This is a genomic window from Sorangium sp. So ce119 (assembly GCF_051524405.1).
Lineage (GTDB): Bacteria > Myxococcota_A > Polyangia > Polyangiales > Polyangiaceae > Sorangium > Sorangium cellulosum_G.
The window spans coordinates 7,569,951-7,595,438 of the sequence record NZ_CP150310.1; the positions used below are offsets into that span (position 1 = coordinate 7,569,951).

At 73.0% G+C, this 25,488-nt stretch carries 16 protein-coding genes; 7 read left to right on the forward strand and 9 right to left on the reverse strand.

Annotated elements, in window-relative coordinates:
• Positions 1-5: 5 nt before the first annotated feature.
• Genes WME76_RS28520 through WME76_RS28535 form a run of 4 tightly spaced genes read right to left on the reverse strand, consistent with a single transcriptional unit; the run spans position 6 to position 9,119 of the window.
• The gene (locus WME76_RS28520; RefSeq protein WP_437955418.1) at positions 6-1,364 is read right to left on the reverse strand and encodes a tetratricopeptide repeat protein; all 1,359 of its coding nucleotides are present in this window, start codon (positions 1,362-1,364) and stop codon (positions 6-8) included.
• On the reverse strand, positions 1,361-5,776 hold the full coding sequence (locus WME76_RS28525; RefSeq protein ID WP_437955419.1) for a tetratricopeptide repeat protein: 4,416 nt from the start codon (positions 5,774-5,776) through the stop codon (positions 1,361-1,363). Before WME76_RS28525 ends, WME76_RS28520 begins: the two co-directional genes overlap by 4 nt.
• Positions 5,773-8,181 (reverse strand): tetratricopeptide repeat protein, encoded by a 2,409-nt coding sequence (locus WME76_RS28530; RefSeq protein WP_437955420.1) that lies wholly within the window; start codon positions 8,179-8,181, stop codon positions 5,773-5,775. Before WME76_RS28530 ends, WME76_RS28525 begins: the two co-directional genes overlap by 4 nt.
• Positions 8,182-8,207: 26 nt before the next feature.
• Positions 8,208-9,119 carry a hypothetical protein gene (locus WME76_RS28535; protein ID WP_437955421.1) on the reverse strand — a complete coding sequence of 304 codons (912 nt, stop codon included), beginning with the start codon at positions 9,117-9,119 and terminating at the stop codon, positions 8,208-8,210.
• A 504-nt stretch (positions 9,120-9,623) separates the two neighbouring features.
• On the opposite strand from WME76_RS28535, the gene WME76_RS28540 reads away from it, so the two are divergent.
• Both WME76_RS28540 and WME76_RS28545 read left to right on the forward strand, forming a co-directional pair.
• A complete protein-coding gene (locus WME76_RS28540; RefSeq protein ID WP_061613779.1) occupies positions 9,624-10,244 on the forward strand; it encodes an RNA polymerase sigma factor in 621 nt (206 codons plus the stop codon).
• 19 nt (positions 10,245-10,263) lie between these two features.
• Positions 10,264-11,256, forward strand: a complete 993-nt coding sequence (locus tag WME76_RS28545; RefSeq protein ID WP_437955422.1) for a zf-HC2 domain-containing protein — start codon at positions 10,264-10,266, stop codon at positions 11,254-11,256.
• 27 nt (positions 11,257-11,283) lie between these two features.
• On the opposite strand, the gene WME76_RS28550 is transcribed toward WME76_RS28545, so the two are convergent.
• Positions 11,284-11,784, reverse strand: coding sequence for a TIGR02266 family protein (locus tag WME76_RS28550; protein ID WP_437955423.1), 501 nt, complete (start codon positions 11,782-11,784; stop codon positions 11,284-11,286).
• Positions 11,785-11,948: 164 nt separating this feature from the next.
• Complete coding sequence (locus WME76_RS28555; RefSeq protein WP_437955424.1) at positions 11,949-14,678, reverse strand: glycosyltransferase family 39 protein; 2,730 nt, start codon at positions 14,676-14,678, stop codon at positions 11,949-11,951.
• A 672-nt stretch (positions 14,679-15,350) separates the two neighbouring features.
• On the opposite strand from WME76_RS28555, the gene era reads away from it, so the two are divergent.
• Together era and der are read left to right on the forward strand one after the other, a co-directional pair.
• A complete protein-coding gene (era, locus tag WME76_RS28560; RefSeq protein WP_433928042.1) occupies positions 15,351-16,283 on the forward strand; it encodes a GTPase Era in 933 nt (310 codons plus the stop codon).
• A 398-nt stretch (positions 16,284-16,681) separates the two neighbouring features.
• Positions 16,682-18,103, forward strand: a complete 1,422-nt coding sequence (der, locus tag WME76_RS28565; RefSeq protein WP_437955425.1) for a ribosome biogenesis GTPase Der — start codon at positions 16,682-16,684, stop codon at positions 18,101-18,103.
• 52 nt (positions 18,104-18,155) lie between these two features.
• Here the strand turns inward: der and WME76_RS28570 are convergent, their stop codons facing one another.
• Together WME76_RS28570 and WME76_RS28575 are read right to left on the reverse strand one after the other, a co-directional pair.
• A complete protein-coding gene (locus WME76_RS28570; protein ID WP_437955426.1) occupies positions 18,156-19,382 on the reverse strand; it encodes an ArsA family ATPase in 1,227 nt (408 codons plus the stop codon).
• 150 nt (positions 19,383-19,532) lie between these two features.
• On the reverse strand, positions 19,533-20,090 hold the full coding sequence (locus tag WME76_RS28575; RefSeq protein WP_437955427.1) for a hypothetical protein: 558 nt from the start codon (positions 20,088-20,090) through the stop codon (positions 19,533-19,535).
• A gap of 69 nt (positions 20,091-20,159) precedes the next feature.
• Between WME76_RS28575 and WME76_RS28580 the strand changes: the two genes are divergently transcribed.
• The 3 genes from WME76_RS28580 (at position 20,160) to WME76_RS28590 (ending at position 23,793) form a co-directional block, all read left to right on the forward strand.
• Positions 20,160-20,894: a tyrosine-protein phosphatase gene (locus WME76_RS28580; protein WP_437955428.1), complete on the forward strand. Its 735-nt coding sequence runs from the start codon at positions 20,160-20,162 to the stop codon at positions 20,892-20,894.
• Positions 20,895-20,968: 74 nt separating this feature from the next.
• A complete protein-coding gene (locus tag WME76_RS28585) occupies positions 20,969-21,583 on the forward strand; it encodes a TetR/AcrR family transcriptional regulator (RefSeq protein ID WP_437285339.1) in 615 nt (204 codons plus the stop codon).
• An 83-nt stretch (positions 21,584-21,666) separates the two neighbouring features.
• Positions 21,667-23,793, forward strand: coding sequence for an ATP-binding domain-containing protein (locus WME76_RS28590; protein ID WP_437955429.1), 2,127 nt, complete (start codon positions 21,667-21,669; stop codon positions 23,791-23,793).
• On the opposite strand, the gene WME76_RS28595 is transcribed toward WME76_RS28590, so the two are convergent.
• Positions 23,741-25,009, reverse strand: coding sequence for a serine/threonine-protein kinase (locus WME76_RS28595; RefSeq protein ID WP_437955430.1), 1,269 nt, complete (start codon positions 25,007-25,009; stop codon positions 23,741-23,743). The two genes, WME76_RS28590 and WME76_RS28595, sit on opposite strands and share 53 nt — an antisense overlap.
• Between the last annotated feature and the right edge of the window lie 479 nt (positions 25,010-25,488).

Below are 25,488 nucleotides of genomic sequence, written 5' to 3' on the forward strand. Positions count from 1 at the left end.
CTCCCTCACGTGTCGGTCGCGGCGTCGGCCACGCCGCCGTCGGCCTGGGCAGCAGGAGGAGGCGGGGCCGCGGGCTGCGCTGCGGCGGCAGCCGCGTTGAGCTCGCCCTCCTTGAGCTTGGCGCGGTTCAGGAGCTCCTCCGAGTCGTCGCGCTGGCCCTTGTTGCGCAGCTCCTGGAACTTCGTCAGCGATTTGATCGCCTCCGCCACCTGCTGCTTCGGCGTCATGCCGGGAATGCTGGGGGCGAACAGGTAGAGCAGGCCGAGATCGTAGTGGACCTGCGGCAGGTTCGGGTTGCGGGCGAGGACCCAGTCGAACTCCCGCTTCGCGTCCGTGTAGCGCTCGAGGAGGCGGTAAGCGTCCCCGAGGTTGAGGTGCGCGGCGATGTGCTCGGAGTCGAACCGGACGGCGCCCTCCAGGAGCGGCAGCGCCTCCTGGGCGTTGCCCGCCTCGAGCAGGTAGGTCGCGAGCTGCACCCGCGCCTCGACGAGATCGGGGCGGCGCGTGACCGCCTTGCGGAACTCCTCGAGCGCCGCAGCGCGTTGCCCCTGCTCCCGGTAGATGAGGCCACGGAGCAGCAGCGCCTCGGCGTTGTCCCGGTCGCGCGGCGGATTCTCGCTGACCGGCTCGAACCCGTCCAGGATCGCCTGGAGCGCGTACAGGGCGAGGTCGAGGCGCCGGTTCCTGTAGTGATCGCGGGCGATGGTGACCATCGCCGGCCGGTAGTCCGGGTTGATCTTCAGCGCCTCCTGCGCGAGCCGCTGCGCCGAGCCGGTGTCCTTCTGGAGCGACTTGATCTCCGCGAGCGTGGCCGCGACGGCCGCCGACTTCGGCATCTGGCCGCGCTTCTCGTTGAGCAGGCGCTCGGCCTCGCCGAGCTGGTCCTTCCTGGCGAGCAGCATCGCGTACGCGATGATCGCGGGCTCGTAGTCGGGCACGAGCGTGAACGCCTGGCGGTAGCTCGCGCCCGCGCCCGGGTCGCGCAGCCGCTCCTGCACCACGCCGAGCGAGTAGAACGCCTGGTGGGCGCGCGGGTCGGCCTGCGTCGCCTGCGCGAACAGCGCCCGCGCGTTGGCGAGGTCGCCGTTCGCGAACGCCTGCAGGCCGCTCTGGTAGACCGCCGCCGCGCGGGCGTTCATCGCGGGGTGCGCGGTCTGCGCGGGCTGATCGTACGGCCGCGCCGAGCTCGGGGCGTCGGTCATGCCGTACGGCGCCTGGACGGGCGGGGTCGCGCCGGCAGGGCCCACCGGGCGGGTGGGCGCCTTCGGCGGCGGCGTCGCCTCCTCGCCGCAAGACGCGAGGGCGAACGGCGACAGGGCCGCGAGCAGGCAAGCGAGGAGCGTGACAGGGAGGCGGCGCTTCATGGGACGACCGGCAGGGGCAGGGGGAGGCCGTCGGGCGCGAGCGGCGGGGTCATGCCGGGTCGCGTCCGGAGGAAGAGGCCATCCTTGTACTCGAACGGGCGCTTCGTTTCGGGATCGATGATCCCCTGGCTCCACTCGCGGAGCTTGGCGTCGCCGAGGATGTCCGTGAAGAACGCGAGCCGCTGGATCGCGTGATCCACGGACGGATTCCGGACCTTCCACGCCTTCGCCCAGACGACGGACTCGACGTAGAACTTCACCATCGCCTGGTCGGCGTCGGCGAGGAGCCGCTCGCGCGCGGCGCGCCATTGCTCGCGCCGGTTCTGGCGGAGCGCGTCGGCCGTCTCCTGGAGGTCCTCGCGATCGCTCGTCTCGGCGAGCTTGAGGAGCTTCTCCTCCTTGTCCGTGTAGAGCCGGAGGCCCGGCGGGCGGGCGTTGTAAAGGCCGGTTCGGCAGGAGTCGTAGAGCGAGCCCTGCCGCGCGCGCGCGGCGGCGGACCACTGCCTCGACTCGTACGCGGTGATGACCTCCTGGAGCTCCTTCCAGTACCTGTCGTTGGCCTTCTTGATGTCGGCCTCGAAGGCGCGCTTCACCTGGTCGATGACGCCCTCGTAGCGGTGGTGCCCGGTGTCGTAGTCGAACTCGGCCTTGATGCGGTCGTCGATGGCCTTGTAGGCGCACTCCGCCGCCATGTCGGCCTGCAGCGACCCGAGCGCCTTCGGCTTGTCCCCCGTCGCCGAATTCCGGAACGACGTGAACGCCGTCATGGTGTTCTTGCACCACTCTCGCGCCCGCGGGTCGGCGGCGGCGGCGCGCATCTTCGACGCGTGGTACGCCGCCTGGACGACGTACGCGCTCGCGGCCGGGTTGTTCTTGTTGGCCGCGTAGTAGGCCTCCATCGACTGCATCGCCTTGGTGCGCGCGGCGCGGTTCGGGCCCTCGTCGGACCCCTGCTCGTCCCACGCCTTCAGGTCCGCCGACGCGACGAGGAAGTCGATGTCGGCCTTCTGCTCAGGGGGCGGGTTCAGGCCCATGAAGGTGGCGCGCGCGGCGGTCATCTTGTCACGCTCGCCGATGTTCGCGTAGAGCAGCACCGAGTTCCGGGCCGCGTCCCGGCGCGCCGCCTGCTCGAACCGCGTGTTGCGCGCGATCGTGTCGTACGTCTCGGCCGCGCTGCGGTAGTTGAAGAAGAGGACGTACGCGGCGGAGAGCGCGTCGTACGCCTGCTTCAGGTACTTCACCCGGTCGGCGTAGCGCTTCGGATCGGGGTTCTTCGGAGGGTTCGCCTCCGGGTCCCCCTTCTCGAGCTTCGCCAGGTTCGCCTCGTTTCCGTACTCCTTGATGAACAGGGAGTACATCTCGATGGCCTGGTCGTAGTCGCCGACCTGCTTGTAGCAATAGGCGCCGTTCATGGCGGCCTCCGGCGCCTCGTCGCGGGCCGGCGCCTTCTCGAGCGCGACCCGGTAGAGCGCGGCGGCCTCGCGCCAGGCGGCGACGCGCGCCGGGCCGTCCGGCATCTTCTCGGCCTTCTCGAAGGCCCGGGCGGCGTCGAGGTAGTAGCCGCGAGAGATCGTCGGGCGGGCGATGTCGCCCTCCTTCAGCTTCTGCTCCTCGCTGACCGCGCAGCTCCGCGTGAGCGCCGCCTCGGCGAGCTTGCGGCTCTGCTCGACGTTGTTCTCGAGGTTCGACATCGTCGTGAGCCGCTCCCACGCCTTGTAGCCGAACTCCGTCTTGCCGCACTGCGTGTTGTAGATGGGCTCGAGCCGCCTGCGCGCCTCGGCGAACTGGCCGTACAGGAAGTAGTAGTCGGCCGCCTGGAACGCGTAGAGGTCGATGTTCTTGGGGGCGTCGAGCGCGGGGGGGACGCGCTGGATGTACTCGTCCCGCGCGGTGACGGCCGCCTGGACCTCGGGGGGCAGCGGCTCGGCGATCACGCGCTGCTCGTCGCCCTCGCCGACGATCTTGAGCTTCTCGCGCGGCTCGAGGCCCTCGGCGCCGTTCGTCCGCTGGAAGAGCTTGTGTCGATCCAGGAGCGCCTGGTGGGCGGTGTCGACGACCATGTACGCCGCCGGCTGCAGGTACTTGTCGTCCTCGTTCGAGTCCCGCACGCCGACCGCGGAGCTCCGCGCCAGCTCGACCTCCTGACGCGTGGGCGAGCGATCCATCGCCACCGTGATCACGACGACCATGTGGTGCGCGTCGGCCAGCCAGTACCGGCTCTCGTACGCGTCGGGGGCGTTCTCGTCCTGGGCCAGGTAGCCGGCCCAGCCCTGCGCGGCGAGGCGGTACTCGCTGAGCGCGCGCTCGAAGATCGGGTCGCGCGTCTCCTTCTCGCTCACGGTGAGCGCCTGCTGCACGAGGGCGCTGCCGGCGTTCGTGTGATCGGCCGCGGCCCGACGGAGCCCGCCGCGCACCAGCCGCTCGGCGGTCTGGATCGCCTCGGGATCGTCCTTGTTGGCCTCGACCCACGGGGTCGTCCCCACGTACTGGGCGAGCTTCGTGCGCGCCTCGAGCGCCTTCGCCGAGTTCAGCGCCCGCTCCGCCGTGCCCTCACGCGACTGCGACGTGAGCGTGTCGTAGATGTCCGCGATCTGGTTCTGGACGACGGGCGCGTCGCGGTGCATCGGCCACTTCTGGAGGATGATCTCGCTCACCTCGATCGTGTTCCGATACTGGTTGAGCTCCTTGAACTCCATCGCGAGCGCCTTGTAGATCTCGACCGTCCACTTCTGATCCTGCGGGATCAGCTTGGGATCCTGGACGCGCTCGATGGCCACCCGCATCTTCTGCTCGGCCATGCGCGGGTCGGTCTCGACGTCGAGGACGTCGTTGCGCGGGATGTACGGCTCGTCCGGTCCGGGGCCGACGAAGTCGAGGTACGTGAGCGAGCCGGCGATGTAGGTGTACGCCTCCGCCCGGAAATCCGCGCCAGGATCGCCGGTCAGCTTCTCCTGTTCGTCGGTGTAGCGGAGCAGCTCGATGAACTGGCGTACCGACGTCTCGTAGCGCTGCTGCTTGAAGTACGTCCAGGCGAGCTTGTACATCGCGACGCCGTGGACCGGCGGCTTCTTGTACTTGATGGACTGCCGGTACGCGGACTCCGCCCTGTTGTAGTTGAACGGCCCGCCAGCGCGGTCGATCTCGTTGAAGTGGTAGTCGCCGATCTGCCACCAGACCTCGGCGATGTAGCGGGGCTCGGCGCCGAGCGCCGTCTTCTGCGGGATCGGCTGGCACTCGTCCGGGTACGGGCTGGTGTAGGCCGTCTCGTCCTCGACGACGGGCGCCTGCCCCCTCCCGGCCCTGCGGGCGGGCTGGATCGCCCGGCCGCCCGGCGTCGAGCCGATGGGCGTCGGGTGGCGCGCCTCCCAGCCGGTCCAGTAGTCGTCGTCGTGGTCCTGAGGGAGCCTGCCGACGGTGTCGCGCGTCGGATCCTTCGGATCGGGCGCGACCGGGTACGGGTACTTGTTGTGGCACACGAGCGAGCGCCACACCTGCTGCGCCTCGGGGAATCGCACGGAGTCGTTCAGCGCGTGGCCGAGGTAGTAGTAGATGCCGGCGAGCTCGCGGTACTGCGGGAACTCGCTGATCACGCGCTTGTAGAGCGCGATGGCCGGGAGCAGCGCGGCGCTGAGGTCCTCGCTCGCGTCGGAGTCCGTGCGGGCGCGCTCCTCGTAGAGCGCGGCCAGGCGGAACATCGCGTCGGGGGTGTTCTCCGGGTGGGCGTTCGGGCCGCTGTAGCGCTGGACGAACACCTCGAGCCGGCGGATCGCCTCTTCGCGGGCGTCGCGGAGCCCCTTCCGCTCCGTCTCGATCTCGCGGTCGAGCGCCGAGAGGATGCGGCGGCGCCGGTCCTCGTAGTGGTGCTGCACGATGCGCGTGATGGCGCTCCGGTAGTCGCGGGCCGCCTTCTCGTAGGCGGACGCCTCCTTCTCGAGCGCGGCGAGCGCGGCGAGCTGGGCGGGCGTCGGAGGAGGCGGCGGCGGCGCCTGCTTGCGCCCGGCGGACATCGGGGGCGCGAAGGGCTGCACCGGCGGAAGCGCAGCGGGCGCAGGGGCGGCCGCAGGCTGCGCGGCGGGCGGCGTGGCGCCTTGCGCAGCGGGCGCGGGGGCGCCCGGCGCAGCGGGCGCAGCGGGCGCAGGGGCGCCTGGCGTCGTCGGCGCTGTCGCAGGGACGGCGGAGGTCGCAGGCGCGGGCTGGCCGCCCGGCTGGGAGAGCGCGAGCGGCGCGACCGCCAGCACCAGGGCGAGGCTGGCGAACCCGAGCGCGCCGCGCGGGCGCCGGCGCCCCGCGCGCTCGACGCCGCGGCCGTGCGGCGCGCGCGCGGCCCCGGGCCCGAGGATCTGCGCCCGTGCTTCTGCGCGCGGCAGGTCAGAGTTCTGCGGCGCGCTCGCGCCGCCATGCTCCTTGCTCACTTCTCATCCTCCGGATCGCCGCTGTCGTCGAGGACCTCGTTGAGCTCCTCCTTGAGGACCCGATCCTCCCGGGCGCGCTCGACCTGCAGGCTGCGGACACGCGTCATCTGCTCCTCGCGGACCTCCCACGCCTCCTCGGTGATGCCGACGTCGGCGCGGAGGATGATGTTCTTCAGCCGGTCGCGGACGAGGCCGAAGTTCCTCATCGCGACCTCGCCGACGACGAGGCGCGCCTCGCGGTCGAGCGCCTCGAGCTGCACCGAGTAGTGCACGACGCTCGCCGTCTCCCGGCCGACGATCTGCCGGAGCCCCGCGGACTTCTGGGCGACCTCGCCCTCGATCTCGCGGAGGGCAGCCTCGAGCCTGGCGTCCGCCGCGTCGCCGGAGCGGAGCACCGGCGTGATCCGCTGGGCGTACGCCGCGAGATCCTGGCCGCCGGCGCCCGCGGCGGCCAGCTCGACCTCGCGCGTCAACGCGTCGCGGTGGGCCTTGCGCACCTGCGCGTCCTCGACGAAGCGCTGATCGCCGAAGCCGACCTGGACCCGGCCCGCGCTGATCTGTCGGCGGAGCACGTCCGACTGCTGGCGGTACAGCGCGAGGTCGCGCTCGTTCTGCGCGAGCTCTGCCTCGAACCGCGCGATGCTCGCAGGATCGCGGACGACCCCGGCCTGCGGGCCCTCGCGGAGCACCCGCCGGAGGCCGTTGATCGTCGCCTGGAGCGTGTCCATCTGCAGCGTGAGCTGCTGCAGGCGCTGCGACTGGGTGTTCCACTGGCGGAGCGCCTGCGTCTCGCGCTCCTGGAAGTCGGCGTCGGTGACGGGCACGCGCGAGAGGCGCTTCTCCAGCGCGCGGCGCCTCGCGCGCACGCTGCCGATCTCGCCCGAGAGCGAGCCGTCCTCCACGTCGTCCATGCCCTGGCCGAGCGCGAGGCGCGCCAGCGCGACCCGGTTGAGCAGCGCGAGCGCCTTCTCCTCGCCGGCCCTGAGCTCCGGGAACGCGCGCACCCGGTTGGGCGAGCTGAGCACGGCGTTCAGCTTCTCGATCAGCTCGTTCGACTGCTTGATCAGCTCGCGGCACTGGTTGATGTCGTCGATCACCGCGAACGCCGCCGGGCCGTCCTCGGCCTCGCGCGCCCACTGCACCGCGAGCGGCGGGAGCGCGGAGTTCGTGTCGAGCGCCTCGAGCTGCTCCTGGCTCAGCTTGTCGTAGTAGACCGCGGGATCGCTCGTCGAGCCGAGGAAGGCGTCCACGCGCGCGCGCATCGGGTCGTAGGTGGCGCGGACCCCCTCGTACACCTTCAGCGCCTTCTCGAAGCGGCCGGCGCGGAGCATCAGGTCGCCGCGGAGCAGCGAGCCGTCCGCGATGTTCTGGCTGTCTGGCTCGGCGATCGCGAGGATCTCGAGCGACCGCTGGGCGCGGTCGACGTCGCCGAGGCGCACATACACCCAGGCGAGCTCGTAGAGCATCGTCCCGAACTCGGGCGAGACGCGATCGATGTGGCCGTACGCCTGCACGGCCTGCGCCCACTGGTCGGCCTCGTAGAAGAGCCGCCCGATCGCGAGCCACGCGAGGTCGATGACGCGCCGGTGCTCCGGCGTGTCGGCGGGGAGCTGCGTCACCCGCTGGAACAGGTCGATCGCGGCGACGTAGCGGGTCTTGGGCACCGCCGCGGGCGCCTCGTCCTCCTTGAGGGGCTCCGGCGGGGGCGTCGCTTCCTTCACCGCGATGAGGCCGAGCAGGTACCTCGCCTGGTGGAGGTACTCGCTCTGCGGGTCGACCGCGCCGAGCGCTGCCTTCGCGCCGCCGAAGTCCTTCTTCACGTAGAGGCCCTTGCCGCGGGCGTACGAGAGGGCGCTCCCCGCCGCGCCGGACGGGACGTTGTTCATCGACGCGAAGACGGCGTCGAGGGCGTCGTAGTCCTTGATCCGCAGGCAGATGTCCACGAGCCGGCCGAGCGCCTTCGCCTGGTAGGCGGCGAAGCGCGGCTCGGCGCCGCTCGAGACGATCCGCTGGAAGACCCGGCGCGCCGAGAGGTACTGCTTCGAGCGGAAGTACGTCTCGCCGAGCAGCGTCAGCGCATCCGGGAACGCCGTCGGATGGTCAGGGTACTTCTCGACCACCTGGTTCAGCACGTTGGCCGCGCGCTCGTAGTCCCGGGAGCCCATCAACAGGACGGCGTCCGCGATGCGCTGCGCCGGCGTGCGCTCCTCGCCGCGAGACTTCTGGATCGCCGCCTGGATGGCGCCCAGCCCGGAGGAGACGCTGCTGATCTGCTGAGACGCGCTGGAGTAGGCGCGCTCGGAGTCCAGGGCCCACGCTGCGGAAGGGGCCGCGGTGGTCGCCGCGCCGAGCGTGAGCAGGCCAAGCAAGGCAGGGATTACCCGCGATCCGGAGTCCCAGGTCATGGCGACTTGTCCTAACGAGCTCGATGCTACTTGCCACCCGCGGCGGCGGCCGGCTGCCCGGGGGCATCCGCGAGGCCGCTCACGATCTTCTCGACGAAACGCACCGCTGGCCGCTCTTCGAGCGGGGTCGTCACCCCGCCCTTCTCGAACGCGACCGCCTGGAGGTTGATCGTCTTGCCTTCGACGGCCGTGAAGGAGTGGCTCGATCGCACCTCGAAGCGGTAGCCGCGGAGGTAGGAGAACACCCCGTAGCCGTTGCCCTGCAGGTTCACGAGGACCTGGAGGGTGTGATCCCCCGGCGGGACCGAGCCGTTGAAGATCGGGATCTCGGACTGCTCCGCGAGGGCTCCGGACTGATCGGTCTTGTTGTACTGGACGGCGCCATCCAGGACGATCAGCACGCGCGTCACGCGGAACGCGGTCGAGAGCTCGTTGTTGAACTTGATCGAGGCGCGCGAGCCGGCGCCGCCCCCGGAGAGGATCGTGTCGCTGAGGAGCGAGAGCCGCGTGTGGCTGCGGCGGATCTGCTCCTTGAGCTCATCGATGCGCTGCTCCAGGTCGCGCAGCCGCACCGAGTACGTCGGGCCATCCATCGCCGGCGCGGCGGCGGTGCCGGCAGCGCCGGCAGCCGGCGCGGCGGCGGTGGCCGGTGACGCCGCCGTGCCCGCGGACGGCGCGCCCGCCGTGGCCGGTGACGCCGCCGTGCCCGCGGACGGCGCGCCCGCCGTGGCAGCGGGCGCAGGGGCGGGCTGCGCTCCCTTCGCTGTCGAGGCGGCCGGCGCCGTCGGGGCAGCCGGCGGTGTCGAGGCGGCCGGCGCCACAGAGGCGGCGGGGGCAGCGGTCTTGCCCGTCGCGCCGCCCGGGCTCTGGGCAAGGGCGGGCATGGCCATCAAGAACGAGGCCCCCACCCCCACAGCCAGCATCCTGATAAGTCGCATCGAAAGGTAACCTCGTGGTTTAACCCTCGTCAGCAGAGGGGGGCGACCTCACGCCCGATGCCGGCGAGTCTAGTGGCGGCAGGCTTCCGAGCGCAACGACCTGGACAGCTTCCTCTGTCCCGCGGGGCGTCCGTCGCCTGCGACGCGACGACGGCGCCACACGATGCAGCCGGAATCGTGCCGGAGCCCTCTTTCCGCGCCGCGCGCGGCCGGCGTCCCCGGCAAGCTCCCCGGCAAGCGAGCGACGCGCTGCCGAGGACGCCGCGCGCCGGGGCTCCCGTCCGGCGAGCGCCTCCGCGCGAGCCGCCCTGTTCACGGGCGAAGGGGGCTCGCTCGCTCGGGGGCGGATCCGCTAAGGTGCGCTTGTGTCAGGGGAAGGAGAGCGCCTCAGATCTTCGAGCCGCGCTGCGCGTCCGATCCGACGCCGCGGTGGTCGCCACGAACACCCCGCCGCTCGGGCCGCCGAAGGAGCGCCGCAGAGGCTCGGCCGCTCCGGGAGCTAGGATGGTCCCGATTTCTCGAGAGGAGGTCACGGACGAAGCGCTGATGATGCGCTTCCAGGGCGGGGACCGCGCCGCGTTTGCCGGGCTCGTCCGGCGGCACAAGACGTCCATCTACAACTTCATCCTGCGGCAGGTCCGCGGGCCTGCCGTCGCCGAGGATCTGGTGCAGGATGTGTTCGTGAAGATCGTGCAGAGCGCCTCCGATTTCAAGCACGAGGCGAGGTTCACCACCTGGGCCTACGCGATCGCGCGCAACGTCTGCATCGATCACCTGCGCAAGATGGCGCTCCGGCGCCACCCGTCGCTCGACCAGGGCTCCGGCGACGGCGGCGACGGGCCCACGCTCGGCGAGCGGACCGCGGACCCGGCGCCTCAGGCCGCGGTGGACCGGGTCGCGATCGGGACCGAGATGGGGCAGCTCATCGTCCGGGCGGTCGAGGGGCTCCCGCACGAGCAGCGGGAGGTCTTCCTCCTCCGGGAGATCGGGCACGTGCCCTTCAAGGACATCGCCCAGATCGTCGGGGTGCCCGAGAACACGGTGAAGAGCCGCATGCGCTACGCCCTCGAGCGGCTCCAGGAGGCCCTCTCGGAGTACGAGGATTACGCGAGGGCGCTGCGCTAGCGCACCGGAAGAGCTGCCTATGGACTGCGAGAAGTTCGATCAGCACGTGATGGACGCGCTCTACGACGAGCTCGACGAGCTGACGTATGCGGCCATGAAGCGGCACATGGACGGCTGCGCCCGGTGCGCCGCGGCGTTCTCGGGGCTGCGCGCGGCCCGCGACGTCAGCTCCTTGCCGCTCGAGGAGCCGAGCGAGGAGCTCGAGGCGCGGATCCTCGAGGCGGTCGAGGTCGCGCAGAAGAAGACGCCGTTCCGGCGCAAGGCGCTCCGCGCGCTCGCCTGGGCGGGCAGCCACGCGATGCGGCCGCAGCTCGCGATGGCGGCGCTGTTCGTTCTGGTCATCGGATCGAGCTTGCTGCTGCTGCGGCCGAAGACGGGCGTGGCGCCCGTGCGGGTGACCGAGTGGGGCCAGCCTGCGTCGGATCAGCACGAGCCGCCCAGCGTCGCCGCGCCCGTCGCGGCAGCCCCCGCCGCAGAGGAGGAGGGCCGGCGCCTGGCCGAGGCCAAGGCGAGCGAGCCGCCCCGGGCGATGGAGGCGACGAGAGAGAAGAGCGCGCGCGCAGCCGGGGCTCCCGAGGACGGCGCGAGCGTCGCGCTCCGGGATGCGCAGGCGCTGCAGCGCAAGTCGGGCTGCGCGGCCGCCCTCGGCAAGCTCGACGAGATCGGCGCGCAGTACCCGGGCACGTCGGCCGCGCACGCGGCGATGTGGGACGCGGCCAGGTGCTATCAGGCCTCCGGGGACGCCGAGAAGGCGCGCGAGCTGCTGCTCGCGCTCCGCTCCGCCAAGGGCTATGGCGATCGCGCCGAGCAAATGCTCGCGGGCCTCGACGAGACCGCCGGGCGCGCGAAGGCGCAGAACGCGGCCCCGGCGGCCACCGCGGGCGCCTCGGCGGCGCGCCGCGCCGCGCCGAAGGCGGCGGCGCCCGCCGTGCCTCCGCCTGCGGCCGAGGGCGACGAGCAGGGCGCGTCGCGGCCCGCGCAGGCGGAGCCTCCCGCCACGATGTCACGCTGACGGCGCGCCGCCGGGCGGGCGCCCGCGTCAGTTCGAGGGCACCGGAGCGTCGCGGATGTAGGCGATCGTCCTGATCGTGTCGACGATGCGCTCGCGATCGTCCGGCGTGAGATCGACGAAGCGGATCCCCATGCCCGGGTTCGGGTTGTCGTGGAGCGGGCGCACCTCATTGACCCACTGCACCGTCCCCTCGAGCACGTACGAGCCGTCGGACCCCGGCGGCGAGAAGCGGAGCGTCAGCCGCGTGCCGATCGAGAGGGGCTGCGTCGTGCGGACGAAGATCCCCATCTCCGAGATGTTCGTGATCGATGCGTAGAGGAACGTGTCGTCGGTCTCGCAGTCGACGAGCCACGTGACGTCGAGGCGCTCGGACGAGCGGCGGTCGAGCGAGTCCGGGGCGAGGCTCTCGCGCTCGGTCTCCTCGCCGGCATGATTCGCGTCACCATAGGCGCTGGCCTGCGCGCGGGAGCCCGATGAACCACCAGGCGCCTCGGGCGGATGGTTGGAATCACCACGGCCCCCGGTCATGTTTCTGCGACTAGCCGCTTTCCGCACGCGCGTCGAGGGCGCTCGACACCGGACCCCGCGCATCGACGACGCTCGACACCGGGGATCGCGCTCGCCTCCTGGGCTCGCACTCGCGGCGAGAGGCCGCGCGATGCGGCAGGCGTCGGGAATCCCACAACGGCGGTTCACCGCACGCGGATGACTCCGCCGCGGACGCGGTTCTCGTGCTCGGGCCCGCGCGTCACCTGGAAGCGCGTCTCGCCGGCGAAGAAGCCGAAGTAGAGCGTGTAATCGCCCGGGGTGAAGTTGGGTTCGAGCTGGAGCTCGTGGTCGTCCACGAGGATGTCGCCCGGTTGCCACAGGCTCAGCGGGTAGCGGCCCTCGAGCACCGGATGATCGCCGTTGTAGCGGCGCTGGAACCCGTCGATGTGAACGAACATCTTCCAGTTGCCTGTGATCGGCTGGTGGACGCGAAAGTAGGTCCGCAGGTGGTAGCTCTTCTGGGGGACCACGCTCGAGGCCGGCCGGCCTTCGTCGTCGGTCAGCTCCCAGCCGAGCACCTCGAGCTCATCCTCGAACATCGCGTCGACCGGGTTGGCGGGAGCGGCGGGCTCGTCGAGCACGACGCGGCTGAGCCAGCTCTCGTTCGGCCTGCCGCCGAGCTCGTTGGACGCGAGGAGGATCTGGCTCGAGCGCCCGTCGAGCACGGGCAGGTTGCGCTTGTGGTGCTTGCGGAAGAGGCTGTTCAGCCTCGGTAGCTCGTCGGATTTCACGACGAGCCAGCGACGCGCGGCGGAAGCGGAAGCGGAAGCAGAGGCGCCGTCCGCGGAGCCCGTCGGCGCGGGGGCGGCGAGCCAGGTGAACGCCTGCTGGGCATCGCTGAACGAGGTGATCTCGCCGCCCTGGTAATAGGCTGCGGCGCGGCTCCGGACGCCGAGCGTCGCGAGCGGCTCGCCGGGCCTGCGCAGCGTCTCGTACGACTCGAAGACCTCCTTCGGCGAGAGCTGGGCCGCGAGCGCCGGGTAGTACCAGAAGCTCAGCAGGAAGCCGGCGATGAGGCCGGCGAGCGGCGTGCCGAGGGCGCGGGGGACGGAGGTGCGCGCGACGACGAAGCGAAACGCGTCGCGGATCGCGATCAGCACCACGGGGCCCGCCCCGAGCAGCAGGGGCAGCGCCCACCAGGCGTTCATCCCGACAGCGGCGAGGTGGTTCGGCATCCTCGCGACGGTCCCCCACCCGACGCGCTTGCCGACGAAGAGCATCGCGCCGACGCCGATGAGCGCCGCTTCGAGGACGATCAGCAGGAACAGCAGGTTGCCGTTCCAGATGCGGGCGAGCTCCACGGTACCGGCGTGGCCGTCATCGGCGAGGCGCCGCGCCCACGCCCTGAGGCCGCGATCGAGGGCGCGGGGTTGCTCCTCGAACCAGGTGAGCGCCACGAGGCCGGCGAACACGAGCAGGACGAGGCGCATCGCCGAGGCCGCCTCGTCCTCGAAGCTCTTCGGGAAGACGGGCTTGTCGACGGAGAAGACGCTGAGGGCCCTGTCGGGCGAGAGGACGAGGTCCCGGTAGAGGACGAAGGCGAGCACGGAGCAGCCGACGGCGAGCGCCCGGGACGAGGGCGCGCCGCGCTCGAGATCGCGGATGGCGAGCGCGGCGATCGCGGCGAGGAGCGCGGGGGCGCTGAACGGGAGCGCCCCGGCGTGCGGCGCGAGCAGCGCGAAGGCGCCGTAGGCGAGCGCCGACGTGACGACGAGCGCGATGCGGACGCACGCCTCCGGATCGAGGCCGGGCGCGGCCGCGGCGGCCGCTCGGTCCGCGGCAGGGGCGCGGAAGATCCGGCCAATGGCGAACGGCAGGAACGCGCTCCACGGGAAGAGGGCGTGTCCGAGCTGGCGCAGCGTGAGATCGAACGTGGACTCGACCGGCGGCTTCTTCAGGAGCGCCACGCCGAGGGCGCGCGGGAGCGGCTCGCCGGCGCTCGCGCTCGCGAGCACGGCGACGCCCTTCACGGCCGCGGCGACGCCGAGCAGCAGCGCCGCGCCGCCCACGAGGTCGCCCAGCGTGGCGCGCGGGCCCTCCGGCGCGGACCACGCGCCGGACGTGCGGAGCAGGAGCCAGGTGAGCCCCGCGCCGAGCGCGGGGATGGCGACGCCGATCAGCAGGCCGCGGCTGAGGTATCCGGCGGCGAGGCCGAGGAGCCCGACCGCGATCCACGCGACGGGCGCGATCGGGACGGCCCGCGGCGCGGGTCGCGCGCCCTCGATCAGCGCGCCGGTCAGCCCGCAGAACGCCATCGTGAGCGCGGCCATGGTGACGATGTCGCCCAGCATCGTGCGGGCCTGCATCACGTAGAGCGGCATCGTCACGAGCACCGCGACGCCGTACAGGCCCGCCTTGCGGTCGACGAGGCGCGCGAGGAACTCGTACAGGACGAGCGCGCCGGCGAGCCCCCACAGCGCGAGCGGGAGGCGCCCGGCCCAGTCGTGCAGGCCGAACAGCCGGAAACCAAGCGCCATCGAGGTGAACCCGAGCTCGCCCATCCCGAGGTCGGTCAGGGTCGGCATCTGCCCGGCGGAACCCTCGAGATCCAGGCCGCGCGCGCCCAAGGCGTGGATGGCGATGCGGCGGGCGAGGTCGGCCCGGTCGAGCTCGTACGGGTCCCAGATGCCGCTCTTGCCGAGGAGGGGCAGCAGCCCGAGGGCCGCGAGCGCGAGGGCCACGAGCCGCGCAGGGCCGCCTTGCCGGGCGCCAGCGACCGCGCCGGACCGCCCCGTGGCCGGCGCACCGCCGATCTCTGCCGAGCGCTCCTCGCGGGGCGGCGCCCCGGCAGGGGGCGGGGCTTCGCGCTCGTGCGGCTCGGGGACGGCGGGCGGGGCTCCGCTGTGTGGGTCCCCTCGGTGGTCGCTCGACATGCGAGGCAACCCCTTACCGCCTTCGCGCGCGCTTGACCACGGATCGAAGGGAATGGTTTGTGGCCCCCCTTGGCGTCTGCTATCGCGCGCGGCGTGGTGAAAGGCCGTCTCAAGAGCACGCCCCAGGACGCGAAAGCGCGCCCGCAGGCACCGAAGCCCTCCCGGGCCGCCGCTGGCTCCCGCCCTGCCAAGAAGGATGGCCGAGGCAGCCGCCGCGGCGCGCCCTCCGGCCAGGAGCCTCGGGCCGGCGATGCGGCGATACCGCCGGGGCGCGCGCCCCGGCGCGACAGCGAGGCGCGCGCCGAAGGCGGGCCGCGTCGCGCGGGCAAGCAGGGCGGCGCGGAGCGCGCTGGCAAGCGGGGTGACGCGGAGCGGACCGGCGCGGAGCGCGCTGGCGACCGGGGCGGCGCTGAAGGAGCGGCCAGGCGAGGCGGCGCGGAGCAGGGCGGCGCGGAGCGGGCTGCGCAGAAGCGGCGCTCCGCGGCGCGCTCACCCGACGCAGCCCGCAGCCCGACCGGACGTGGGCCGGGCCCCGGCGGCGGCGCGAAGGGGCGACCGCCCAGGGAGCGCGCGGCGGGCGCGCGGGGCGGCGCGCAGCCGCAGCGGAGGAAGGGCGACGGACCGAGGCCGACGGAGCAGGCCGACGCCTCCTTGCCGAGGCGATCCGGGCGCGTGGCCCTGGTCGGGCGGCCCAACGTGGGCAAGTCGACGCTGCTCAACGCGGCGCTCGGCCATCCGCTCGCGATCGTCTCGCCGACGCCGCAGACGACGCGCGACGCGATCCTCGGGGTCGTGCACCACGGCCCGGCAGAGATCGCGCTGCTCGACACGCCGGGGCTCCACCGGCCGCGCACGGAGCTCGGGCGGGTCATGAACCAGGCCGCGCGCGAGGCGGCGCGCAGCGCCGACGTCATCGTGTTCGTGACGGAAGCGCCGGATCCGGCGCGCCTCCCGCGGCGCGTGAAGGAAGACGAGGAAGGCCCGCCGCTCGCGCCGCACCCGGGCGACCTGACGCTGCTCGCGGACCTCGGGAGCGAGGCGCCGGTGGTGTTCGTGCTCAACAAGGTCGACCGGATGCGGGACAAGGCGCTGCTGCTGCCGCTCCTCGACGCGTTCGCCAAGCTCCGGGAGTTCGCGGCGATCGTGCCCATCTCGGCGCTGCGCGAGGACGGCGTCCGGCGCGTGCTCGACGAGGTGGGGAAGCTTTGCCCCGAGAGGGACTGGAGCTTCGCGCCCGACGAGCTCACCGACAGGCCGACGCGCTTCTTCGCCGCCGAGTACGTCCGCGAGCAGATCCTCCGCGCGACGAAGGCGGAGGTGCCGCACGCGAGCGCCGTGCAGATCGAGCGCTACGTCGAGCCGACGGGCGACGGCGCGCTGCACATCGACGCGACCATCCACGTGGAGCGGCCGGGGCAGAAGAAGATCCTGATCGGCGCCGGCGCGGAGCAGCTCAAGCGGATCGGCACGGAGGCCCGGCTGCGCATCGAGGAGCTCGTGGGACGGCAGGTGAACCTCAAGCTCTGGGTACGGGTGACGCCGGAGTGGCGCGAGTCGCTGCAGCGACTGGAAGAGCTCGGCTACAACAAGGGAGACGCCTCGTGAGCGCGGCAAAACCAGCTCTTTCCAGATTGTCCAAGCGTGGCCAGGGCGCCGCCAAAGGCGGCCGGGCGGTGAAGAAGGGCGACGCCCCCGAGGCCAAGGGCGCAAGGGGCGGCGTCGGTCCCCGGAAGGGCGCTGGCGCCTCGAGAGCGGGCACCGGCGCCTCGAAAACAGGCGCCGGCGCTTCGAGAACGGGCGCCAGCGCCCCCGCAAAGACCGCTGGCGGGCGCGGCAAGGCCGCCGCTGGGTCCGGCAAGGCACCTGCCGCGCCGGCCAAGGCACCTGCCGCAGCCCGCAAGGCGCCGGCCGGATCCACCAAGGCGCCCGCCGGGTCCCGGAAAGGCGGCGGTTCAGGCCCTGGCAAGGGGCGCGCTCCCGCCGAGCAGAGCCGCTTCGAGCGGGTGGAGGACCGAGACGAGCTCCAGGTGGAGCTCGCCGAGGAGGCGGTCGCCGCGGCCGAGGAGGCCGTGGCCGACGCGCCGGCGCCGATCCCCTCGGCCGGGATCGTGGCGCTGGTCGGGCGGCCCAACACCGGCAAGAGCACGCTGTTCAACCGGCTGGTCGGCAGGCGCGTCGCCATCGTCCACGACGAGCCCGGGGTGACGCGCGACCGCCACTACGGCGACGTCACCTCGCGGGGGCGGCGGTTCACGCTCGTCGACACCGGCGGGTTCGACCCCGAGAGCGACGATCCCATGCGCCAGGGGATCAAGCGGCAGATCGACCTCGCCATCACCGAGGCCGACGTCATCGTGTGCGTGCTCGACGCCGTGACGCCGGTCACGCCCTCCGAGCACGCCGAGCTCGGCCTCCTGCGCCGCGCCGGCAAGCCCGTGATCTACGTCGCGAACAAGGCGGACTCGCCGCGCGCGGAGGCCGAGGCGGCGGAGCTGTACCGCCTCGGCATGGAGCGGCTCATCCCGATCAGCGCGCTCCACGGCCGCGGCATCTCCGACCTGGAGATGGCCATCGAGGCCGCGCTGCCCGCCGAGCCCGCGGCGACCGAGCTGTCGGCCGAGGGCGCGCTCCGCATCGCCATCGTCGGGCGGCCGAACGCCGGGAAATCGTCGCTCGTGAACCGCATCTCGGGCGAGGAGCGGATGCTCGTCGACGCGCAGCCGGGCACGACGCGCGATCCCATCGACACCCTTGTCGATCGCGACGGCAAGCGGCTCTTGCTGATCGACACCGCCGGCATCCGCCGCAAGGCGAAGGTGACGAAGGAGGACAGCGCCGTCGAGGCGGTCAGCGTGATGCACGCGATCCGCGCCATGGAGCGGGCCGATGTCGTGCTCCTGCTCAGCGACGCGGCCGAGGGCGTGGCCGAGCAGGACGCGAAGATCCTCGGGCTGGCGGTCGATCGGGGGTGCGGCATCGTGATCGGCCTCAACAAGATCGATCTCCTCGACCGGAAGGCGCTCGCGAAGGCGGAGGAGGACGCCCGCGACAAGCTCGCGTTCGTACCGTGGGCGCCGATCGTGCATGTGAGCGCGCGCAGCGGGCGCGGCGTGGCGAAGCTCCTCGAGACCGTGGGCCAGGTGGCGGACGCGTACCGGAAGCGCGTGCCCACCGGAGAGCTCAACCGCTTCTTCGAGCAGATCCTCCTCACCCACCCGCCGCCCACGCACGGCGGGCGCGCGCCCCGCCTGTTCTTCGTCACGCAGGCCGAGACCTCGCCGCCCCTGTTCGTCGTCGTCGCGAGCGATCCCGAGAAGCTCCACTTCAGCTACCGGCGCTACGTGGCGAACCAGCTCCGGCAGGCGTTCGGGCTCGAGGGCGTGCCGGTCCGGGTGAAGTACAAGGAGCGCCGCCGTCGCAGCTAGCCCGGCGCGGCCGCGCGGCCGGGACCGCGTCAGCGCGTCGGGCGCGCGCGCTCTACCCCGCCGCGCGGGGCAGCGGCGCCAGCACGTCGGCGATCCTCGCCAGGCCGGCCACGTCGTAGATGTCGTACGGGAAGGCCGGGACGTCGACGCGGACGCTGCCGCCGCTCTGCTCATCCTCGAGCGCCGCCTCGAGGGCGATCAGGTTGAGCTGATCGAGCTTGCCCATGCGGCTCTCGTCCTGGGCGGCCTGGAGCAGGCGCGGCGCGGCGTCGGGGCCGAGCGCGAGCCCGCTCCCGCCGAGCGCGGCGGCGATCTCGGCGGCGCCGGGGAGCGCGCCGTACTCCGGGTGGACGCGGTTCACGACGAACGCGTCGCGGCGCATCGCCTGCTCGCGCAGGCGGTCGGCGAAGTACAGCACCTCGCGCACGCAGAGCGGATCGGGCGTCGTGACGAGCACGTACGCCACGTCGGGGCCGCGGAGCGCCGAGGCCACCGCGTCCGCCCGCTGCTTCCAGCCGCCGAAGACGGCGTTCATCTCGCTGATGAACGCCGCGACCTGCTCGAGGAAGCCGCTGCCGGTCAGCTTGCCGATGCCCCGCAGCACCGCGGCGGTCGAGCGCGCCAGCAGGTTGAGCGAGAGCCTGCCGGAGCTCTGGAAGGCCTGCACGAACCAGCGCGTCGCCGCGCTGTCGATCGCGCCCACGAGCCGCTCCGGCGCGTCGAGGAAATCCAGCGCGTTCGCCGTGGGCGGCGTGTCGAGCAGGACGAGATCGTAGCCCGGGTCGTTCCGCACGGCGTAGAGCTTCTCCATCGCCATGTACTCCTGCGTGCCCGCGAGCGACGTGGAGATGTACTTGTAAAGGACGTTGCCCAGGATCCGGTCGCGCTGCTCCGGCGACGGGGCGAGCGACGCGACGAGGCCGTCGAAGGTCGACTTCGTGTCGAGCATCATGACGGTCATCGAGCCGGGCACGTCGATGCCGGCCCTGGCGAACCGCGCGGGCTCGATCGTCTGGGCCTCCGTCTTCATCTCCTCGAGCCCGAGGCTCTGGGAGAGGCGGCGCGCCGGGTCGATCGTCAGGCAGAGGACGCGCTTGCCGCGGCGGGCCGCGGCGAGGCCGAGCGCGGCGGTCGTGGTCGTCTTGCCGACGCCGCCGCAGCCGACGCAGAGGATCACCCTGCGGGAGGCGAGCAGCGGGGCGAGGCCGGCGTCGTCGGGCCGGAGGGACGCAGGGACGGCGGGGGTGTGATGTCGAGGGGGTGCGAGCGGGCCGGGCATGGCGCGCGACCTGAGGTCGCGGCCCCTTGTAGCACGAACCGGGGAGGCGCGAGCGCCCGGGCTGCGCCGTGGCGAGCGCGCTCAGGCGGCGGCGAGCGCGAGCGACCGAGCGCTCACGCAGCGCCGCGGCGAGCGGTCAGGCGCGAGCGTTCACGCGGCGCGGAGGATGCGCAGGCAGCCCGCGGCGGCGCGGGCGATGGAGGCGCCGCGCTCCGCCGTGCCGCCGCGGCCGCACAGCAGCACCTCGCCGCCCGCCACGGAGAGGCTCTGGACCTCGACCTCCGCGGTGAGCGCGGCGATGCGCGAGCCGACGGCCGCGTTCTGGACAGCGTCCGGGTTCGCGAGGAGCGGGGCGTAGGCGGCGAGCTCCTCGCACGCCGGCCAGGCGCCCGCCCCCGCGACGAGGCAGCCGCTGTCGTCCACCAGGACCACGACGTCGAGGTTCGCCTCGGAGCGCGTCGTCGAGAGCTGGTAATGCAGCGCGGTGATCGGATCGTCGCTGCGGCGGCGCCGCCGTTCGGAGGCGGGGGAGGCCTCATCCTTTGTCGCGGCGGACGCCCCCCTCTCGTTCGCCCCCTCGGCCGAGAGCGCGCCCGGGTCGACCGCGCGCCGAGCGTGGCCCTCCAGCCCATCGCCGCGCTGGCCGCCCGCGCAGTCATCCGACCCGCGCCGAGGCACAAGCTGCTGGTTCGATAACGACAACGACACGAACACCTCCTCGGCGCGAAGCATGGTCGTAGCGCACGGGGGCGGCCAACTTTGCTAAGTTCGATCGCGATGCGCGGCTTCATCGATCTCCACTGCCACTGGGTCGCCGGCATCGACGACGGCGCCCGCACCGTCGAGGAGAGCTTGGCCCTGCTCACCGCGCTCCGGGGCGCCGGGTTCGACACCGTCGTGGCCACGCCGCACATGCGCCCCGGCATGTTCGACAACACCCGGCAGAGCCTCCTCGCCGCCTACGACGCGACCTGCGCCGCCCTGCGCTGCGCCGACAGCGCGCCCGACCTGCCCGCGCTCGACCTCTCCTCCGAGCATTTCTTCGACGATATCGTCTTCCAGCGCCTCCTCGACGGCAGCGCCCTCCCCTACCCCGGCGGCCGCGCGGTCCTCGTCGAGTTCCCGACCCGGAGCTTCCCCGTCCGGGTCGCGGACCGGATCTTCGACCTCAGCCGCCGCAGGCTCCGCCCCGTCATCGCCCACCCCGAGCGCTACGAGCCGGTCTTCGACGACAGCGCCTCGCTGGATCCGCTGCTCGACGCGGGCGCCGTGCTCCTCCTCGACGTCGCGGCGCTCACCGGCAAGTACGGGCGCACCCCCCGCCGGGTCGCAGAGCGGCTCCTCGAGGAAGGGTACTACTACGCCGCGTGCAGCGACGCCCACGCGGCCAGGGACGTCTCCGACGTGCGCGACGGCATCAAGGCCCTCTTCGCCAGGGTCGGCGACGAGGAAGCGACGTTCCTGCTGACCGACGGCCCGCGCGCGATCCTCGAAGGACGCGTCGAGCCCTGAGACGACGAGGGGCCCCGGTCCCTTGACGGGACGGCGCGCCCGGCTATAAGTGAACGCTCCGTTCACTATTCGCCATGGCGCAGGTCCTCAAAGACGACGTGCAGGACAGCATCGCCGCTGCCGCGCTGACGGTGTTCGCGCGGAAGGGGTACGAGAGCGCCACCATGGCCGAGATCGCCCGGGCGGCCGGCGTCTCCACGGGCAACATCTACCGGTACTACGCGAACAAGGACGCGCTCTTCTACGCGGTCGTGGACGACCGCTTCGTCCGCGCCTTCGCGCTCCTCCTCCGCCGCCGGGTGAAGGCGCTCGACGGCGTGGACGACGTCCGGACGCTCCCGCCGACGGCCACGTACCACCTCGCGTCCGAGGAGCTCCTCCGCTTCTGCATCGAGAACAGGCTGCGCGTCGTGATCCTCCTCGGGCGCGCGGAGGGCTCCAGGTACGAGCGCTTCGCCGAGGAGACCGTCGGGCGCCTCGCCGAGCTGGCGATCGAGCACTTCCGCGCCCTGGACCCGTGCCTCCGGGTGACCGAGGCGATGCGGTTCAACCTGGACCAGATCTACCGGAGCCTCGTCGGCACGATGGTCAGCACCCTCGCGCGCTTCGACGACGGCGCCGCCATCCGCGAGGCGGTCGACGGCTACGCGAAGTACCACCTCGCGGGGCTCAAGAGCTTCTTCGCATGAGGTTCGCTTTGTCTCAAAAGTGAACGCACCGTTCATTCATCGCGAGCTCGCCCCCGCCGCGGCGGGGGCGCACGGAGGCCACCATGCTGGAAAGCAGGCTTGATCTGCCGGTCGAAGCGCGCGCCGTCCTCGAGGAAGAGGAGGCGCTCCTCGAGCGCGTGCGCGCCGCGCTGGAGAGGGCGCGACAGCGCGGCGCTCGCCCGGCCGCGCCGCGCGAGCTCAGGTCGATCGCCGCGCTCCGGGAGCTCCGCGACGAGGCGGCCGCGGCGTCCGCGGACGATCTGCCGGCGGTGCTCCTCGAGATGAGCGTGCGCCACCGCCTCATCGAGCAGGAGACCCGGGAGGCGCTGCCCGACCCGCGCTGCCCGTACCTCGCCCACCTCCGGGTCGACGAGGGCAAGGGGGCGAGGGACTACCTGCTCGGCCACGCGACGTTCCTGGATCCGTCGGCCGACGTGCGGATCCTCGACTGGCGCGTCGCGCCGGTGGCGCAGATCTTCTACCGGTACCGCGAGGGCGACGAGTACGAGGAGACCTTCCCGGGGCGCGTCGCCGAGGGCGTGGTCAAGGCGCGCCGCATCGTCGTCGTGGAGCGCGGCGTGCTCACCCGGATCGTCGGCGACGGCCTGGTCCTGACGCAGCGGGGCGAGGGGCCGGGGACGCGGTGGATCGTGGAGGAGCGCGCGTCGCTCGCCATGCAGCCGGGCGGCGCGGGGACGGCCGCGCGCCCCGGGAGCCTCGGCGTCGGCGCCGGCGCCCTGGATCGCGCGAGGACCGCGGACGTCACCGCCCTGCTCGACCCCGATCAGTACGCCGCTGTGTGCGCGCCCGCGCAGCAGCCGCTGCTCGTGCTCGGCAGCGCCGGGAGCGGCAAGACGACCGTGGCGCTGCACCGCCTCGCCAGGATCGCGGCGCTCGACCCCGCGCGGTACCCGCTCTCGGCCATGAGCGTCGTCGTCCCCGAGGAGGGGCTCGCGCGGCTGTCTCGCCGCCTGCTCGCGCCGCTCGGCGCGGGCGAGGCGCAGGTGAAGACGCTCGACGCCTGGTCGGCCGCGACCGCGCGCGAGGTCTTCGGCCGGCCGATCGCCCTGTGCGCCGACCCGCCGGCGCTCGTCTCGAGCCTCAAGCGCCACCCGGCGCTCTACCGGGCGTTGTCGAGCGGCCGCTTCGCGAAGCTCGCCCCGGCGAGCACGACGCTCCCGCGGCTGCGCCGCCGCCTCGCCGACGTCTTCACGGATCGAGGGTTCCTCGAGGGCGTCGTCGCCGACTCGGGCGGGGACCTGCCGCGGACCGCCGTCGAGGAGACCGTCCGCCACACCGTGCTGCAGATCGCCGAGCCGCTCGAGAAAGAGCTCGCCGCGATCATCGTGCCCGAGATGAAGCGGGCGCTCGACGGCCGCCCCATCGCGGAGGGGACGCCGGACGAGCTCGCCGGGACGCTCGACGTCGACGACCTGCCGATCCTGCTGTTCCTGCGCGCCGCGCGCCGCGGGCTCGACGGGGCGGGGTGGTCGCACCTCGTGCTCGACGAGGCCGAGGACGTCTCGCTGTTCGAGCTGTTCGTGCTCGGCAAGCTCCTCGGCGAGGCGCGCAGCGTGACCCTCGCCGGCGACGAGGCGCAGCAGACCTCGTCGAGCTTCGCCGGGTGGGACGCGGCGCTCTCGACGCTCGGCGTGGGCGACGCGGCGACCTGCCGCCTCGCGGTGTCGTACCGGTGCCCGCGGCCGGTGACGGAGCTCGCGCAGCGGCTCCTCGGCAAGCTCGCGCCCGAGGCGCCCGCGCGCGCGGCGCGGGACGGCGCGCCGGTCGGGCTCTTCCGCTTCCCGGGCGAGGCGCAGGCGCACCTGTTCCTCGCCGGCGCGCTCCGCGACCTCGCCGGCCGCGAGCCCCGCGCCTCGGTGGCCGTGATCGCGCGGGACGCCGAGGCCGCGCGGGAGCTCCACGCGCTCGTCGCGGACCTGCCGGAGGCGAGGCTCGTGCTCGAGGGGGAGTTCTCGTTCGAGCCGGGCATCGACGTCACCGACGTGGACAGCGCGAAGGGGCTCGAGTTCGACTACGTCGTCGTCCCGGACGCGACCGCGGCGGCGTACCCGATGACCGACGAGGCCCGCCGGCGGCTCCACGTCGCGGTGACGCGGGCGTCGCACCAGCTCTGGCTCATCGCCGGCGCGGCGTGGTCTCCGCTCCTGGCGGACGCGGCGGAGCGCTGACGATCTTCGCGGCGCTCGTCGCGCGCGGCCCGCCGGGGGCCGTGATCGCGGGCCGCGGGAGGGGGCAGTCCCCCACCGCCGTGGTCCCGGCGAGCGCGCACCCGAGGACGGCGGCCGCGACGGCCCACGCCGCCTGCACCCAGCGCCGCGGCGCGGGCGGGAGCTCCCCCTCCACGGCCGAGTCGCCCCCCGGGTCGAGCGACTCGAGCGCCGCGCGGAGCTGCTGCGTCCGGAGGTGGGACGCGTCCCCGAGGACCTGGCCGATCCAGCCCGCGACCAGCGCGTCGTTGCCCGGGTGCGCCGCGCCCGGGACCGCCTCCTCGAGCGCGCGCATGAGCTGCGCGGCCGTCGCCGTGCGCGCCGTGGGCGACTTGGCGAGCGCCTCGGAGACGAGCCGATCGAGCGCAGGCGGGATCGGCTCGGGCGGAGGCGGCGCGCTCAGCCGCTCCGCGAACCCGCGCCGGGACGGGGCGGCGCGCGACGACAGCGGCGCGGCGGGCCGCTCGCTCGCGATGTGGGTCATCGTGCTCTCGCTGTCGTCGGCCTGGAAGGGATGCGCGCCCGACAGCAGCTCGTAGAGCAGCACCCCCACCCCGAAGAGATCGGACCGCCGGTCGCACGGCTGCCCGCGGATGTGCTCCGGCGCCATGTACGGCGCGCTGCTCCTGAACAGGAGCGCGCTCCCCTCGCCGCCCGCGGCCGCGGCGCTGCGCGGCGCCCGGGGAAAGCGCTCGGACAGGCGCTCTTCCTCGAACCTGGCGATGCCGAACTCGACCAGCCGGACGAGCCCCTCGGACGTGATGAGCACGTTGTCCGGCGACACGTCGTAGTGAAGGAGCTCGCGCGGATTGCCGAGCTCGTCCCGCAGCTCGTGCGCCGCGTCGAGCGCCGCGCAGATCTGGTAGGCGAGCCGCGCCGCGGCGAGCACCGGCGCCGGGCGCCCGCGCGCGGCGCGCAGCACCGACGAGAGCGGCTCGCCGCTCACCCACTCCATGACGTAGAAGAGCGTGCCTTCCTTCTCTCCCACGTCGACGACGGGCACCACGTTCGGGTGCCTGATGCGCGCCGCCAGCGCGGCCTCGTCGAGGAACATCCGCACGGCGTCCGGATCGGGCGAGAGCTCGGGACGAAGCGCCTTGATGGCAAAGAGCTTCTGAAACCCGTGCTCCCGCCTGAGCCGCGCCGCCCAGACCTCCCCCATCTCGCCTGCGGCCACCCGCAGGACGAGCTCGTACCGACCCAGGGAAAACCCTGGGAAAAGACGCCCCCCGCCCCCCACCTGGGAGGTGTGGCCCAGAGGTGAAGAGCTCGCCAGTGTTCCCGCCGAGGGACGATCACGATTGTTGTCTGGATTGTGAGACTCCCCGGCAGCCGGGAAACAACGGCTCCGCCCGCGACGTCATCAACGCTCATCCGTCCTTGGCCCGCGCGCGTTCCGCGTGCATCCTGGTCCGCGCGATCCAGAACGCGCGGCCGTGACCCCGTGAACCCGAGAACCCACGCTCCAGACGCACGGCCCCGGGACGCCGTCGAGAAGACCGGCGCCGACCGTGCTCGGCAAGGTCCCTGCTCGACATGCGCGGACGTTGTCGGTCCTATCCGGGGTGCGGGGGTCTTGCTTCCTGAACAACTGGACAGTAAAGGTCTGGCGGAAACTGTCGCCCCGCCGATCGGGGATCCGCCTCCACGATCCCC